The 16,764-nt window shown below is 28.5% G+C and carries 13 protein-coding genes and 1 other annotated feature (1 of these 14 running past the window's edge); of the genes, 11 read left to right on the plus strand and 2 right to left on the minus strand.

Features of this window, described 5'->3' with window-relative positions:
- Positions 1–170, plus strand: a binding site (T-box leader); it begins 41 nt to the left of the window's first position.
- Between the two features lie 225 nt (positions 171–395).
- The 9 genes from ACTG48_RS04355 (at position 396) to ACTG48_RS04395 (ending at position 10,453) form a co-directional block, all read left to right on the plus strand.
- Positions 396–1,211 (plus strand): transporter substrate-binding domain-containing protein, encoded by an 816-nt coding sequence (locus ACTG48_RS04355; RefSeq protein ID WP_021383550.1) that lies wholly within the window; start codon positions 396–398, stop codon positions 1,209–1,211.
- 27 nt (positions 1,212–1,238) lie between these two features.
- Positions 1,239–1,916: an amino acid ABC transporter permease gene (locus ACTG48_RS04360; RefSeq protein WP_021383538.1), complete on the plus strand. Its 678-nt coding sequence runs from the start codon at positions 1,239–1,241 to the stop codon at positions 1,914–1,916.
- 58 nt (positions 1,917–1,974) lie between these two features.
- The gene (locus ACTG48_RS04365) at positions 1,975–2,697 is read left to right on the plus strand and encodes an amino acid ABC transporter ATP-binding protein (RefSeq protein WP_021383543.1); all 723 of its coding nucleotides are present in this window, start codon (positions 1,975–1,977) and stop codon (positions 2,695–2,697) included.
- A 640-nt stretch (positions 2,698–3,337) separates the two neighbouring features.
- Positions 3,338–4,489, plus strand: coding sequence for a cysteine desulfurase family protein (locus ACTG48_RS04370; protein ID WP_479918226.1), 1,152 nt, complete (start codon positions 3,338–3,340; stop codon positions 4,487–4,489).
- A gap of 48 nt (positions 4,490–4,537) precedes the next feature.
- Positions 4,538–5,710, plus strand: coding sequence for a tRNA uracil 4-sulfurtransferase ThiI (gene thiI / locus ACTG48_RS04375; protein WP_479918227.1), 1,173 nt, complete (start codon positions 4,538–4,540; stop codon positions 5,708–5,710).
- 36 nt (positions 5,711–5,746) lie between these two features.
- Positions 5,747–6,121, plus strand: a complete 375-nt coding sequence (gene crcB / locus ACTG48_RS04380; RefSeq protein WP_479918228.1) for a fluoride efflux transporter CrcB — start codon at positions 5,747–5,749, stop codon at positions 6,119–6,121.
- Between the two features lie 46 nt (positions 6,122–6,167).
- Positions 6,168–6,971 carry a prepilin-type N-terminal cleavage/methylation domain-containing protein gene (locus tag ACTG48_RS04385; protein WP_479918229.1) on the plus strand — a complete coding sequence of 268 codons (804 nt, stop codon included), beginning with the start codon at positions 6,168–6,170 and terminating at the stop codon, positions 6,969–6,971.
- 243 nt (positions 6,972–7,214) lie between these two features.
- A complete protein-coding gene (locus ACTG48_RS04390) occupies positions 7,215–7,853 on the plus strand; it encodes a nitroreductase (protein ID WP_021383564.1) in 639 nt (212 codons plus the stop codon).
- A 929-nt stretch (positions 7,854–8,782) separates the two neighbouring features.
- Entirely contained in the window at positions 8,783–10,453 is a 1,671-nt protein-coding gene (locus ACTG48_RS04395) for a bifunctional diguanylate cyclase/phosphodiesterase (protein WP_479918230.1), read from the plus strand.
- Between the two features lie 108 nt (positions 10,454–10,561).
- Here the strand turns inward: ACTG48_RS04395 and pflA are convergent, their stop codons facing one another.
- Together pflA and pflB are read right to left on the minus strand one after the other, a co-directional pair.
- On the minus strand, positions 10,562–11,296 hold the full coding sequence (gene pflA / locus ACTG48_RS04400; protein ID WP_479918231.1) for a pyruvate formate-lyase-activating protein: 735 nt from the start codon (positions 11,294–11,296) through the stop codon (positions 10,562–10,564).
- Positions 11,297–11,455: 159 nt separating this feature from the next.
- Positions 11,456–13,687 carry a formate C-acetyltransferase gene (gene pflB, locus ACTG48_RS04405; RefSeq protein WP_021383554.1) on the minus strand — a complete coding sequence of 744 codons (2,232 nt, stop codon included), beginning with the start codon at positions 13,685–13,687 and terminating at the stop codon, positions 11,456–11,458.
- 359 nt (positions 13,688–14,046) lie between these two features.
- Here pflB and ACTG48_RS04410 point away from each other — a divergent pair, with 359 nt between their 5' ends.
- On the plus strand, positions 14,047–15,039 hold the full coding sequence (locus tag ACTG48_RS04410) for a calcium/sodium antiporter (protein ID WP_021383562.1): 993 nt from the start codon (positions 14,047–14,049) through the stop codon (positions 15,037–15,039).
- Positions 15,040–15,129: 90 nt separating this feature from the next.
- Positions 15,130–16,752: a DEAD/DEAH box helicase gene (locus ACTG48_RS04415; protein ID WP_021383561.1), complete on the plus strand. Its 1,623-nt coding sequence runs from the start codon at positions 15,130–15,132 to the stop codon at positions 16,750–16,752.
- The last annotated feature ends 12 nt before the right edge of the window (positions 16,753–16,764 follow it).

Here is a 16,764-nt window from a genome sequence, read left to right on the forward strand (position 1 = left end):
GCGAGTTAGGGGTTGGTGTAAGCCTAGCAATGAAGTCTATGTGAAGAGAGCTCTGGAGGAGATTATCAGAAGTTTTAGTATGATAATTGGTTTGCCCGCCTTAAGGGATTGAGAGGATAAGTACTTACTTATCAAAAAGAGTGGTAACGCGGATATAATTCGTCTCTTAGCTGTAAAGCTAAGGGACTTTTTTGATTTAAAAATCAAAATATCCACATAGCTTACAAGCTAACATTCACAAATTTTGAAAGTTGTAAAAGTATTTATCAATAAGAGTGGTAACGCGGTAAAGTCGTCTCTTAGTCATTAAAGACTGAGGGACTTTTTTTGTAACTTGAAACATTAAAGTATTAAAATTTGAGGGAAATTATAATTAAAAGAGAGGGGTAATTAAAATGAAAGCATTTAAAAAATTATTAAGTTTAGGATTAGTATTAGGATTAACATTATCACTAGTAGGATGTAGTGGTGGAGAAGAAAAAACAAAATTAGAACAAATAAAAGAGAATGGAAAATTGGTTGTAGGTACTAGTGCAGAATTCCCACCATTTGAATTCCATAAAGTAGTAGATGGTAAAGATTCAATAAAAGGATTCGATATGATGTTGGCTGAAGAATTTGCAAAAGAGCTTGGTGTAAAGGTTGAAATTAAAGATATGTCGTTTGATGGATTAATAGGTGCTTTAAATGCAGACCAAGTTGATATAGTTCTTGCAGGTATGTCTCCAACACCAGAAAGAGAAAAGAGTGTTGATTTCTCAGAATTATATTATTTAAGCAGAAATGCAGTTATAGTTAAAGATGCAGATATAGACAAAGTAAAAAGTGAAGATGATTTAAAGAAACTTAGAGTTGGAGTACAAGCGGGAAGTATCCAAGAAGAATATGTGGTTAACACTCTAAAAATGACAACTACAAAATCTTTAAAAGCAATACCTGATTTAATTACAGAATTAAAAAATGGAAACATAGATGCAGTTGTTACTAATGAAGCAGTTTCTTTAATAAATGTTAAAAAATATGATGGAATCAAAATGGCAAATACTGAAGTTGGTAAAGATGTAACAGAAGGTATGGCAGCAGCAATCAAAAAAGCTGATAATAACAAAGACTTTATAGAATTATTAAATAAAAAGATAAAAGAATTACAAGATGGTAAAAAAATAGACGAATTTTTAAATGAAGCATCTACTGAAGCTGCTTCAAATTAGTAAGAAAGTTATGTGGGAGATGAAATTATGAGTTTAGATTTTAGTTTTTTAAGTAGATTTGGAACTTCTTTTCTGGAAGGAACAGGTGTGACAGTAGGAATTTCTCTTGTGGCATTATGCTTTGGATTTATAATAGGTATAATCATCTGTATGGCAAAAATATCAAAGAGTAAAGTATTAAGAGCAATATCATCAATCTATATTGAGATTTTAAGAGGGACACCATTATTAGTACAGATATATATAGTATGGTTTGGATTACCTCAATTAGGAATAAGATTCCCTATGTTATTTGGTATACCAAGTGAATTTGTAGCTAGTGCATTTGCATTATCAGTAAACTCTGGAGCGTATGTGGCAGAGATACTTAGATCAGGTATACAATCAGTTGATAATGGACAAATGGAAGCAAGTAGATCATTAGGATTAAATTACTGGTCAACTATGAGATATATAATAATACCTCAGGCTATAAAGAATATACTACCTTCATTAGCAAATGAGTTTATTACACTTGTAAAAGAATCTTCAATAATATCTGTAATAGGAGTTGTTGAAATAATGCGTACTGCTGATATAGTAAAAAATGCAGCGTTTAAAGCATTAGAGCCATTAATAGTAGCGGCAGCAATTTACTTTGTTATAACATTTACTCTATCAAGATTAGTTGGATTATTAGAAAAGAAACTATCTGTGTCTAACTAGATGAGGGCATGTTTAGCATTTAGGGAAAACATAGAATAGTAAAAAGGAAAGTGATAATATGATTACAATAAAAAATTTAAGTAAATCTTTTGGAGATTTAAATGTATTAAAAAATATAGACTTAGAAATCGCTAAAGGTGAAATAATGGTTATAGTAGGTCCTAGTGGTTCTGGTAAAAGTACACTTCTTAGATGTATGAATTTACTAGAAATACCTACAGGTGGAGAGATAATATTTGAAGGAAAAAATTTGGTTGATAAAAAAACTAATATTGATGAAATTAGACAAAATATAGGTATGGTGTTTCAAAACTTTAATTTATTCCCACATAAGACTATTTTAGATAATATAACATTGGCACCAATTAAATTAAAAAAGATGACAAAAGAAGAAGCAGAAAAAAAAGCAGAAGTTTTGTTAAGTAGAGTTGGTCTTTTAGACAAAAAAGATTCCTATCCATCACAATTATCTGGAGGACAAAAGCAGAGAATAGCAATAGCTAGAGCCCTTGCTATGGAACCAGATATGATGTTATTTGATGAGCCAACATCAGCTCTTGACCCAGAAATGGTAAATGAGGTTTTGGATGTTATAAAAGAGCTTGCCAAAGAAGGGATGACAATGGCGATTGTAACCCATGAAATGGGATTTGCAAAGGAAGTTGCAGATAGAGTTATTTTTATAGATGGAGGAAGTGTACTAGAAGATAATACTCCAGAAGAAGTTTTTGGAAATCCAAAACATGAAAGAACTAAATCATTCTTAGCAAAAGTGTTATAATATATAAAAAAGGATGTTATTGATATTAGAAACTCAATACATCCTTTTTTTATGATTATTAATATAAGTTTAAAATAAAATTAATATTAATCTCATTTTGCTAAATTTTCGCAGAAAAAAAGAGCTCGGGGTAAGCTCTTTTTTTCCACCGAATCAATTTCCGTTATCAATCCGATTTTTAATAAATATAAAATATATCCTTATGAAAGGGTATTGGGAATAGATATATTAACTAACTAGGGTTACCAGGGGGATAACCTTAATTTATTATAACAAAATGCGACACAAAAATCAATATTTTTTTTGATATAAATTATAAAAGTTATTTTTATAACAAGTAAGCTTATAAAAATAACTTTTATAGTAAAAATAAGCATATGTATAATATAATGTATTTATTTTATATAATATATTATTTTATCATATATTGTATTTTATAACGTATTTTTGTAGGATATAGTATAAGTATATTATATTTTACTATAAAATTTTATAATAAAGTGAAAAAACTAATTTTTTATGAAAGAATATTTTGTAAATTTAAGATTGTCTTTTTAATAAAGATTAACAAAAAAAATACTATAATTAGTGGTATAATAGTTAGAGTTGAAGATTTTAAATAAAGGTAGGTGTAATTAAGTTGGAAATATACTTAGACAATAGCGCAACTACAAAACCTTATCAAGAAGTTATAGATAAAATGGTTTATGCACTTAGTACGGATTATGGAAATCCTTCTTCTGTTCATAGAAAAGGTGTAGAAGTTGAAAAAGGAATAAAAGAAGTAAGAAAAGTTATAGCGAAATCTCTAGGAGCGAAAGAAAAGGAGATTTATTTTACATCAGGTGGTACAGAATGTAATAATACTATAATAAGAGGAATTGCAAATCTAAATAAAAAGCGAAAAAATCATATAATATCTACTAATATAGAACATCCTTCTGTTTTAAATACATTGAAAGATTTAGAAGAAGATGGTTTTGAAGTAACTTACTTAGAGGTCGGAGAAGATGGAAAGATAAATATAGAAGATTTAAAGAATGCAATAAAGTTAACTACATGTTTAGTAAGTATGATGCATGTTAACAATGAAATAGGAACTATACAGCCAATAGATGAAGTCGGAAAGTATTTGAAATCTTTAAAAGAAAAGATATATTTTCATGTAGATGCTATTCAGTCATATGGGAAAATCAATTTTAGACCATCTAAATACAATATAGATTTTATGAGTGTGAGTGCACATAAATTTCATGGTCCAAAAGGAATTGGATTTATGTATATAAAAGAAAATAATCGTCTTAAACCTATGCTAACAGGTGGAGGACAAGAGATTGGTATTAGGTCTGGAACAGAAAATGTACCTGGGATATATGGGCTTGGAGAAGCTGTCAGAATACTAAATAAAGATTTAGATGCAGTTATTTTAAAAGTAAATAACTTAAAAGATACATTTAAAAATAAAATAATTGATAATATAGAAGATATAAAAATTAATTCTCCAGAAGATGGTGTATGTCATATATTAAATATATCATTTAGAGGGACAAAAGGAGAAGTGTTACTTCATTATTTAGAGCAAAAAGGTATTTATGTATCAACTGGCTCTGCATGCTCGTCTAAGAAGAAGGGTAGCCATGTTTTAAATGCCATAGGTCTTACAAATGAAGAAATAAATGGGACAATAAGATTTAGCTTATCTGATATGAATACAGAAGAAGAAATATCAGAAGCGGTAGAAGTATTGAAAGAATCAATTTGCGACTTAAGGTCAATAATGAAAAGGAAGTAAAGAATACAGTATAAATAATGATAATAAATTAGTTTAAGAGGTGAAATAGTGTATAATATATTAATAGTGAAGTATGGCGAAATTGGAGTAAAAGGAAAAAATAGATATATATTTGAAAATAGACTTATAAGGAATATAAGAAATATGTTAAAGCCAATTGGCAAATTTAATGTATATAAAGAATATGGAAGAATATATGTTGATTTAGAAGATTATGATTATGAAGAAGTAATTGAAGAAGTTAGAAAAGTATTTGGAATAGTGGGAGTATGTCCTGGAGTAAGAGCTAAAAAAGATTATGATACATTAAAAGAAATAGCTTTAGAAATGTTAGAAGAAAAAATAGAAGCTGGATATAAAACTTTTAAAGTAGAGTCAAGAAGAGGAGATAAATCTTTTAGATTGACTTCTCAAGAAATGAGTATGGATATAGGTGGATACTTATTATCAAAGGTAGGAGATAAGATTGATGTTGATGTAAGAAATCCAGAAGTTAAAATAAAATGCGAATACAGAGAGTTCCATACCATGGTCTATAGTGATACTATACCTGGATATGGTGGATTACCGCTTGGAACAAATGGTAGAGCAATGTCTCTCTTATCAGGGGGTATAGATAGTCCAGTAGCAACATGGATGGTTGCAAAAAGAGGTATGGAAGTAGAAGCAATACACTTCCATAGTTATCCATTTACAAGTGAAAGGTCACAGGAAAAAGTTAAAGATTTAGCCAAAATATTAGCAAAGTATTGTGGTAGAGTAAGACTTCATAAAGTTAACATATTAGAAATACAAAAGGCAATCGGTGAGAATTGTAATGAAGAAGAAGCTACTATTCTTTCAAGAAGATTTATGATGAGAATAGCACAGAGGCTTTCTGAAAAAAGACATTGTGATGCTTTAATTACAGGCGAAAGTATTGGTCAGGTTGCATCTCAAACTATACAAGGGCTTACTTGTACTAATGCTGTTGTAGATTTACCAGTATTTAGACCACTTATAGCAATGGATAAATCAGATATAGTTGATATAGCTAAAAAAATAGGAACTTTTGAAACATCTATAATTCCTGAAGAAGATTGTTGTAGCGTATTTTCTCCTAGAAAACCTGTTACTAAGCCTAGGTTAGAAAAGATAGAAAAATCTGAAACAGCACTTGACATTGAAGGATTAGTACAGGATGCGATTGATAAAATAGAGGTTGAAGACATAGAGTTTTAATGTATAAGTGATTAGCCTCTTGGGGGAGGGTTATATATGATTAATATATTGTGTGTTGGTATTGGTGGATTTTTGGGTGCTATATTAAGATATTTAATATCTTTAAGATTTGCAGTAGCTAAGTTTCCATTTGGGACTCTAATTGTCAATGTCATGGGTGGAGTTTTAATTGGTTTTATCATGGAAATGAGTATAAGAACAAATTATATTTCTGATAGTTTGAAATTGTTCTTAGTAACTGGTCTAATGGGAGGTCTTACTACATTTTCTACATTTAGTTTTGAGAATGTAAAGTTTTTTGATAGTGGCAATTATATGTTATTTGGATTAAATATATTCTTAAATTTAACATTAAGTATTTTAGGAGTTTTTGTTGGAAGAACTCTATGTAGACAATTTGTTAATATGTAGTATTTTAAAGTAAGTACTATAATTTTATTTAATGGGAATGATTATTATGAATAAAAAGGGTTTTACACTAATTGAATTATTGGTAGTTATATCTATAATAGGAATTTTAGTTATAGTCGCAGTTCCGGCACTATTTAGAAATATAGAAAAAAGTAAGGCAGTTACATGTCTTTCAAATAGAGAAAATATAAAGACTCAAATTGTTATTGCAATGGCTGAGGAACCAAGTAAAGACAAGAATGAAATTATAAAAGATGTGTTAAAAAATAAAGATGGAAAATATTTTGAAACAGAGCCAAAGTGTAAATCAGGTGGAACATATTCAGCAGAATTTGATGATGGTTATGATGGAATAACTGGAGATGAAAGTATTGCAAAGGTGTATGTTACTTGTACAGAACATCCAGATGGTGTTGAGATGGCTAGAGATGTACATCAAAGTATGACAGATTTGATTGCATCATTTGCAGAAGATTCTTCTATAATATCAAGTGTTTCAAAGGGTAATGATGATTTTAGAAATTATTTGTTAGCTAATAAATATAAAAATGGTTGGCCTACAATTCCAGATGAATTTAAGAAAAAGTATGATTTAAGTAAGGAGAAGTTGTTTATACAACCATACACATATAATCCTACTAAATCTGATGCCACTGTAGTTGTATTTGCAAATAATTCAACTTCAGGTAATTGGTATACATCCTTAGTTTACGATTATGATGAAGGTAGATGGTATAAAGGCAAAAATGGTATTTCTGTTGCAGGTAGGTCATGGGATATTGATACAGATACAGCTACATCTGTAAAAACAGAGATTCATACTAAAGTTGGTTGGGGTCCTTTAAATTAATATAGCACATTTTATTAATCTGGTATTAATTAAACTATAGGAAAGAATGTTTTCTATAAATAATTAATACCAGTTTCTTATTTGAATTTCTTATTAAAATATGTTAAAGAGTTTGTACTTTAAATCCTTCACATGTAAACCAAAAATAATTATAATAAGAGTATGAGGAAATTTAATTATAAAATTAATTTTCTGAAGATTTAGTATTTATACTAAGAAATACATAAAAAGGGGAATAGATATATGAATAATTTTCAAGATAATCAAACAATAAACTTGATACAAAGCCGTAGAAGTATACGAAAATTTACAACAGACCAAATTACAGACAAACAATTAGATACATTGTTACATTGTGCATTTGCAGCACCTTCAGGATGTAATAAGCAACCTTGGCATATAAGTGTTGTGCAAGAACAGAAACTTTTAAAAGAGATTAGTGATGATACTCTATCTAGAATTCATGAAGTTAGTAATGTTGAGATAAATAAGAATTTTAAATTATTTTATGGTGCACCAACAGTTTTATTTATCTCTTATGATGAAGAAAATTCATGGGCTCCATATGATGTAGGAATACTTACAGGGAATATAACAACAGCTGCACAAGCATTAGGACTAGGAAGCTGTATAATAGGAATGGTTAGGGGACTATTTACACCTGTTGAACAAGGGGATATTGTAGGTCTTGTTAGTGTATTGGATGACAATGATGTAAAAGAATCAGACTCAATAAAGATGAAGTTTGATACAAATAAAAAATATAGAGAATTACTAGATATACCAGAAGGATATTCTGTACCATTTGCTATTGCTGTAGGTGTTCCAAATGGAAATCTACCAAAGGCTAGAGATGTAATTTATAAAGTTTCTAGAGTTTAGACTATTTGATTAATTAAATAGCTATATAAATTTATATGATTAAAAAAGATAACATAAGGCTGAAAATAAAAAAAATTATTTTTAGTCTTATTTTTTATTATTTTATATTTATAAATGAAGAAATGGTAATGTAAATTTATTAGTTTAAGCATATAAAATAAAAATTATAAAGACGAAAAATGTAAATAAACGATTTATAATATTTTGGAAATAAATAGCAAAATATTGAAATGAAGAAAAAAGAATGTTAAAATAAGATGAAAGTAACCCTTAGTTATAAAAAAGTTACTATTGAAAAAACTAGCAGTTTTTTTCTATTTTATACAGAATTTTTCAAAGAAAATGTTCTTAATTAACAATCAAATTTGTAAATATTTTATTGTTTTTAAGTTTAATTTCATTTTTTTGATTTATACTTATTTATTAGAAATGAAAAATTTTTTAGATTGGTTTGTAGATATAATATTTTTTGTTTTTTCGAAGCATAAAAAAAAACCCTTTTATAACAAATGGAAACTATTGGAAGTAAAAAATAATGGTAATTATAATAAAAATATGATTTTAATTAAAAAATATTGATGCTTTAAGTATATTTTATAGTCATATTCTAAGCTATTTTTTATTAAATCAGTAAGAATAAATAATAACTAATAGTACGTATCTTAGAACATATAAATGTGATTTAAATAATATTCTTACTAGACTTATTTAGAAAAATATTTTGATATAAGTCAATACTATTATGATAGCTTATGAATGTATTTACTATAGAAACAATGAGATAAAAGAAATAGAAAATAGAATAATTTAGATAATAATATTTTATTGACAAATTACACCAACTGTAAACTATAACCCTACTTTAAAATTATTTTTATTATAAGTAGGGTTATAATATTACTATATTACTTATATTGTAGGGGGAAAAGATGAGCGAAGAATCGAACTATTTAAATTTAAATCATATAGAAATTTTCTTTGAACTTTTGTCTCAAAGTACAGAAGACTATATATTTTTTTGGGATATAAATAGAAATAAATTTAAAATTTCTTCAGCAGTTTTTGATGAATTTAACTTAAGTAGAGATATAGATTCTGATGTAGTAAATTGTTGGAGTAAAATTGTTTATCCAGACGATGTTCAAATGTGGAAAGATGATATACAAGCTTTAGTAGATAGAAAAAAAGATGAACATAATTTAGAATATAGATTAATTAATAAATATGAAGAAGTAGTATGGATTTCTTGTAGAGGGAAGGCTTACATATCAGAAGATAAAAAAACTATAGTTTTGGTTGGAAGAATAAAGAATATTGGTGAAAAAAATAAGTTTGATTCTATCACTGGAACATGGAATAGAGAACAGTTTGAGTACTGGATGAATTATATCATAAAAGATAAGACCTATGAAAGTGGAGCTATATTTATTATGGATATAGATAATTTCAAAAATATAAATGAAAAATATGGACACTCTTATGGTGACAAGGTCTTGCGTGCAATTGCTACTGAAGTGTTAGAATATCTACCAAAAGATGTTCGATTGTATAGATTAGATGGAGATGAATTTGCATTTTTTTACCCTATGTGTACTAAAGAAACTATAAATAAAATCTATGAAAAGATACAGATGTATACGAATACTCAACATGAGATTGAATCAAATAAGTATTATTGCACAGTAACTGCGGGGGTTGCTATGTATCCAGAAGATGGAGATAATTATTTGGACTTATTTAAACATGCTGATATCGCACTAGATATAGCAAAAATAAATGGTAAAAACAGAATTAAGTTTTTTTCACCAGAACTATATGAAAATAAACTAAAAGTAATTTCAATGCAACACAAGCTAAGAGAATGTATTGAAAATAACTTTAATGACCTTGAACTATTTTTTCAGCCACAAATAGATGCAACTACAAGAGAAGTAATAGGAGCAGAAGCACTTTTAAGATGGCATTCAAGTACTTATGGAGAAGTATCTCCTATTGAATTTATACCAATCTTGGAACAAAGCAATTTGATTATACCGGTGGGGAAGTGGATTATAAAAGAAGCTGTAAAACAGTGTAAAGAATGGCATAAAATAAATCCAGATTTCAAGATATCTGTAAATGTATCATACATTCAATTAAAAGAAGATTTTTTTAGAGATTTTATAGTTGAATGTCTAATAGAGTATCAATTAAGACCTGAATTTTTAATTTTGGAATTGACAGAGAATTGTTGGATACCAGATATAAATTTACTAAATGATAAGTTTATTAGTTTAAAGAGCATAGGAGTACATATTGCAATTGATGATTTTGGTACTGGATATTCATCTTTAAATTACCTTAAAGAACTGTCTGTTAATATAATAAAGATTGAAAGAAGTTTTGTTAAGAATATTACATATAATAGTTATGAACATACTTTCCTTGAATATATTATTAAATTGGCTCATATAATCAACTTAAAAGTTTGTGTTGAGGGTATAGAGTCTTATGAAGAGTATGATATAGTAAAGGGTCTAGGTGTAGATATTATTCAAGGATTTTTATTTGGAAGACCTGTAAGTGCATCTGAATTTTATAGACTTCAATTATTAAAGTAGTATACAGAAAACAATATAATAATATATTAAAATAGGGTAAGGTATAAATTCTTAAGAAACTTATACTTTACCCTATTTTATTGTGTTATCTATAGATATTAATATATATTAACTATTATATACTTTTACTCCAAATTTAGAGATTGTCTCACTTGCTTTTTTTATATCTTCCTTAGTAGCATCAGGAACATCTTTTAGTTCATAATCAATGCCTAAATTCTCCCATTTGTGTATCCCCATAGAATGGTATGGTAGTAATTCAAATCTTTCTACATTTTTTAATGTAGCTACAAATTGACCTAGTTTTTCTAGGTTATCTGTATCATCAGTAATACCAGGAACTAAAACATGTCTTATCCAAACAGGGATATTTCTTGAGTCTAAGTGTCTAGCAAGTTTTAAAGCTTTATCCATACCAACACCAGTCAAATCAATAGATTTTTCTTCAACCATATGTTTTAAATCAAGTAAAACTAAATCAGTATTATCTAAAATTGGGTCTATAGTTTTTATATCTACAAATCCAGATGTATCCAAACAAGTGTGTATATCATTTTCTTTGGCTTTTTTAAATAATTCACTTAAAAATTCTGGCTGAAGAGTAGATTCTCCACCAGAAGCAGTTATACCTCCACCAGAAAACTTCATAAAAGAAGTATATTTAAGAGCATCAGTTATTATCTCATCAACTGTATATTCTTTGCCTGATTTAGTATCCCATGTATCTCTGTTATGGCAGTACTTGCATCTAAGGGGACATCCCTGAAAAAATAATATATATCTTATTCCTGGTCCATCTACAGTACCAAACGTTTCTATAGAGTGTATCTTTCCCTTAATCATAGAGTTCACCTCACAATATATTTTAATGACTTTATTAATAGTTATAATATTTGTCTAAAAAAGGCCATCCTATACCAGAAATAATTCAAATATAAGACGGCCTTTTATTTTTATTTTCTACACAGTAGTAATCTTAGTTAAAGTATAAAAATTTAAAGACTAAGCCATTTTACCGTGGAATGTTCTGTTTATAACATCTAATTGTTGCTCTTTTGTTAATTTTATGAAGTTAACAGCATATCCAGATACTCTTATAGTTAACTGTGGATATTCTTCTGGATGTTCCATAGCATCTTCTAAAGTAGCTCTATCAAATACATTTACATTTAAGTGATGAGCATTTTGAGAGAAGTATCCATCCATCATTGCAGAAAGATTGTTTATTCTTTCATTCATATCTTTTCCTAAAGCAGCTGGTACTATAGAGAAAGTATTAGATATACCGTCTTGAGCATGCTCATATGGTAATTTAGCAACTGAAGATAATGAAGCTAAGGCACCATTAGTATCTCTACCATGCATTGGGTTAGCACCAGGAGCAAATGGAGCACCAGCTCTTCTACCATCTGGTGTATTACCAGTTTTCTTACCATAAACAACATTTGAAGTTATTGTAAGTATAGATTGAGTTGGATAAGAATTTCTATAAGTTTTATTTTTTCTTATTTTGTTCATAAAGCTTTCAACTAACTCTACAGCTATACTATCAACTCTGTCATCATTGTTTCCGTATTTTGGATAATCTCCTTCTATTTCAAAATCAACAGCTATTCCTTGCTCATTTCTAATAGTTTTAACTTTAGCATGTTTTATAGCAGATAATGAGTCTGCACAAACTGATAATCCAGCCATACCACAAGCCATAGTTCTAAATATATCTCTATCATGTAATGCCATTTCTAATGCTTCATAAGAATATTTATCATGCATGTAGTGTATTACATTTAAAGTATTTACATATAATGTTGCTAACCAATCAGTGAATGGTTCAAATTTACTTATAACTTCATCATAATCTAAGTACTCAGAAGTTATAGGCTCAAATCTTGGTCCAACTTGAGCACCAGATTTCTCATCTATACCACCATTTATAGCATATAATAAAGTTTTTGCTAAGTTAACTCTAGCTCCAAAGAACTGCATTTGTTTACCAATTTTCATTGCAGATACACAACAAGCTATACCATAGTCATCTCCCCAGTATGCTCTCATTAAGTCATCATTTTCATACTGTACTGAACTTGTATCTATAGATACTTTAGAACAGAAATCTTTGAATCCTTGAGGCAACTTAGTTGACCATAATACCGTTAAGTTTGGTTCTGGAGAAGGTCCTAATGTATATAGAGTATTTAACATTCTAAATGAGTTTTTAGTAACTAATGTTCTACCATCTATTCCCATACCTCCTATACACTCAGTTACCCAAGTTGGGTCTCCAGAGAATAGATTATTGTAATCAGGAGTTCTTAGGAATTTAACCATTCTTAATTTCATAACAAAATGGTCCATATATTCTTGTAATTCTTCTTCTGTTACTATTCCAGCTTTTAAGTCTCTTTCAAAGTATATATCTAAGAAAGTAGATGTTCTACCTAAAGACATTGCAGCACCATTTTGGTCTTTAACAGCACCTAAATAACCAAAGTATAACCATTGTACAGCTTCTTTTGAGTTAGTTGCTGGTTTTGATATATCAAATCCATAAGACTGAGCCATCTTTTTAAGTTCATTTAAAGCTGATATTTGCTCAGTTATTTCCTCTCTTAGTCTGATAACTTCCTCATCCATGCAAGAAACTTCTAATGATTCCTTTTGCTTATTTTTATCTTCTATTAAGGCATCAATACCGTATAAAGCAACTCTTCTATAGTCACCAATTATTCTACCTCTACCATAAGCATCTGGAAGACCTGTTATTATACCAGATTTTCTAGCAGCTCTCATTTCTGGAGTGTAAACATCAAAAACTCCTTGATTGTGTGTTTTTCTGTATTTAGTGAATATATCTTTTATTTCTGGGTCTAATTCATATCCAAAAGCATCGCATGAATTCTCAACCATTTTTATACCACCATATGGCATAACAGCTCTTTTTAAAGGGGCATCCGTTTGTAACCCAACTATTGTTTCTAATCCTTTATCTAAATATCCTGGAGCATATGCTGCTATTCCAGAAACAGTTTTTGTATCAACATCTAAAGTACCACCATTTTCTCTTTCTTTTTTAAATAAAACCATTGCTTTATCCCATAGCTTTTTAGTGTTTTCAGTAGCACCAGCTAAGAAAGAGTCATTTCCTTCATATGGAGAATAGTTTAATTGTATAAACTCTCTAACATTTACTTCTTTAGTCCATCTTCCTGTTTTAAATCCTTGCCATGCATTCATTAAGTATTTCCTCCTTAGATTTAAATGATAAATAATACTATTAAAATTAATTTTTATATACTTAATTTATTTTATATATTTTTTAAAAAATATATTTTCTAATATAATAATAACATATTATACGTATCCTGTATACACAAAAAAATAAAAATTGTCGTTTTAAAGTATAAAACAAATTATATGTTATTAATGTGATGAAATTATACCCATATATAAATAAAATGAAACAGATAAATGACTAATTAACAATAATATATTTTTCCAATTCCAAATTCGAAATAAATAAATTTTATTATGAAAAAAAGAAAAGCATACATCTTCACAATTTGAATATTTATTTAATAGGGGGAGGTGATATATTGTTTATCACAGTGATATTATTTTTAGTAGGTTTCCTATTAATTACTAAAGGCGCAGATATTTTTATAAATTGTACTGTAGAGATAGGTAGAAAAACGAACATATCAGAAATTATACTTGGAGCAACTATCGTTAGTTTTGCAACAACATTACCTGAGTTTACAGTATCTTTACTTGCTTCTATTGATGGTCACACTACAATGAGTTTAGGAAATGCAGTTGGTTCTATAATATGTAATACAGGGTTAGCATTAGGATTGGTTGTTTTTATAAGTCCATATAATGTAGATAAAAAAATGTTTTTTTCTAAGTCTTTACTATTAATAGTATCTGTAATAGTTTTAATTTTATTGGGATTAGATGGAGTTATAACAAGAGGTGATTCGTTATTACTTATAATAATATTAATCTTTTATATGGTTAATAATTATAGAAGTGTAGTTGGAAAATCTACTAAAAATAGAAATATTAAAAATAATACTATTAAAGATATACCTGCTAAAAAGAGTAAGAATTTTAGAGGTTTTTCTGTAGCAGAAATTGTAAAAATACTATTAGTTTTTGCTACTGGTTTGATAATGATGATAATTGGTTCACAAATACTTATAGAGAGTGGAGTAAGAATAGCTAGTTTTTTAAATATACCTCAAGGTATAGTAAGTTTAACTATAATAGCACTTGGAACTTCTCTGCCAGAGATAGTTTCATCAATTACTGCTATAAGAAAAAATCATCATGAAATATCAGTAGGAAATATTTTAGGTGCAAACATATTGAACATAGTATCAGTAATAGCTGTATCAGCAATACCAAATAACATACCAATATTATCTCAAAATAGGCAGTTGGATATACCATTTATGATATTGTTATTATTAATAGTAATAGTACCAACGCTTAAATCAAACAGACTTAGTAGAATACAAGGGATATTGATGTTATTTACATATTTTCTATACATATCAATTTTGTATTTCATGTATATTATTTAATAATACTGTTAAAAATATTAATTGCAGAATATCCTAAAAAAGTATATAATGGATAGGTTAAGATTAATTGATAACGGAGAGGAATAATATATGAATATAACAAAGTTTGAAGATTTACCAATAAGTGAAGGAATAAAAAAAGCTATAGCTGAAATGGGGTTTGAAGAGCCATCTCCTATACAAGCACAGTCTATACCTGCGATTTTGTCAGGTAAAGACGTTATAGGACAAGCACAAACTGGTACGGGGAAAACAGCAGCTTTTAGTATACCTATACTAGAAACAATAGACCCAAATAATAGAAGTTTACAAGCTGTAGTACTTTGTCCAACAAGAGAGCTTGCAATACAAGTATCGACAGAAATAAGAAAACTAGCTAAATATTCGCACGGAATAAAGACATTACCTATATATGGTGGACAACCAATAGATAGACAAATAAAATCTCTAAAGAGTGGAGTACAAGTTGTAATAGGTACACCAGGACGTACAATAGACCATATCAATCGTAAAACATTAAAGATGGATAATGTAAAAATGATTATATTAGATGAAGCAGATGAAATGCTAGATATGGGATTTAGAGAAGATATAGAAATGATTTTAAGTAAGATTCCAGAAGAAAGACAAACAACTTTCTTTTCAGCTACTATGCCAAGAGGAATTTTGGAATTAACTAAGAGATATCAAAAAGACCCAGAACACATAAAAGTTGTTAGAAAAGAACTTACAGTTTCAAATACAAAACAATACTATATAGAAACTAGGTCATCAAATAAATTAGAAGTATTATGTAGATTAGTTGATGTATATGACCCTAAATTATCTGTTGTTTTCTGTAACACTAAGAGAAAAGCAGATGAATTAGTAGGAGATTTACAAGCAAGAGGATATTTTGCAGATGCATTACATGGAGATTTGAAGCAGACTCAAAGAGATATAGTAATGGATAAGTTTAGAAATGGTACAATAGATATACTTGTTGCTACTGATGTTGCAGCTAGAGGTATAGATGTTGATGATGTTGAATGTGTATTCAATTATGATTTACCACAAGATGAAGAGTACTATGTTCATAGAATTGGTAGAACTGGTCGTGCTGGTAGAGAAGGTATGTCATTTACTTTTGTATTTGGAAAAGAAATGAGAAAGATGAAAGATATAGAAAGATATACTAAATCTAAATTGATAAAACATAACATACCAACAATAACTGATGTTGAAGAGAAAAAAGTAGGTACTTTCTTTGCACAAGTTAAACAAACTATCGAAGAAGGACATTTAACTAAACAGCTACAATGGTTAGAAAGCTTCTGTAATGATGAAGACTATGCAATGGTTGATATAGCTGCTGCACTTGTTAAGTTATCTCTAGGTGAAGAAATGAAGGAAGAAATAATAGAAGAAAAACCTAGAAGAGAGCGTGGAGAACGCGGAGATAGAAAAGGTGGTACTGGAGCTAAAGATGGTATGATTAGATTATTTATCAATATTGGTAGAAATCAAAGAGTACAAGCTAAGGATATAGTTGGTGCTATAGCTGGAGAAGTTGGAATACCAGGTAAAGTAGTAGGAACTATAGATATATATGATAAGTATACTTTTGTTGAAATACCTAAAAAAGATGCTAAGACAGTAATTGAAAAGATGAAAGATATTAAGATAAAAGGTAATAAGATTAATATAGAAAAAGCAAATAAAAAGAAAAAATAATTTATAGCATGT

The organism is Clostridioides sp. LIBA-6822, from assembly GCF_056688955.1.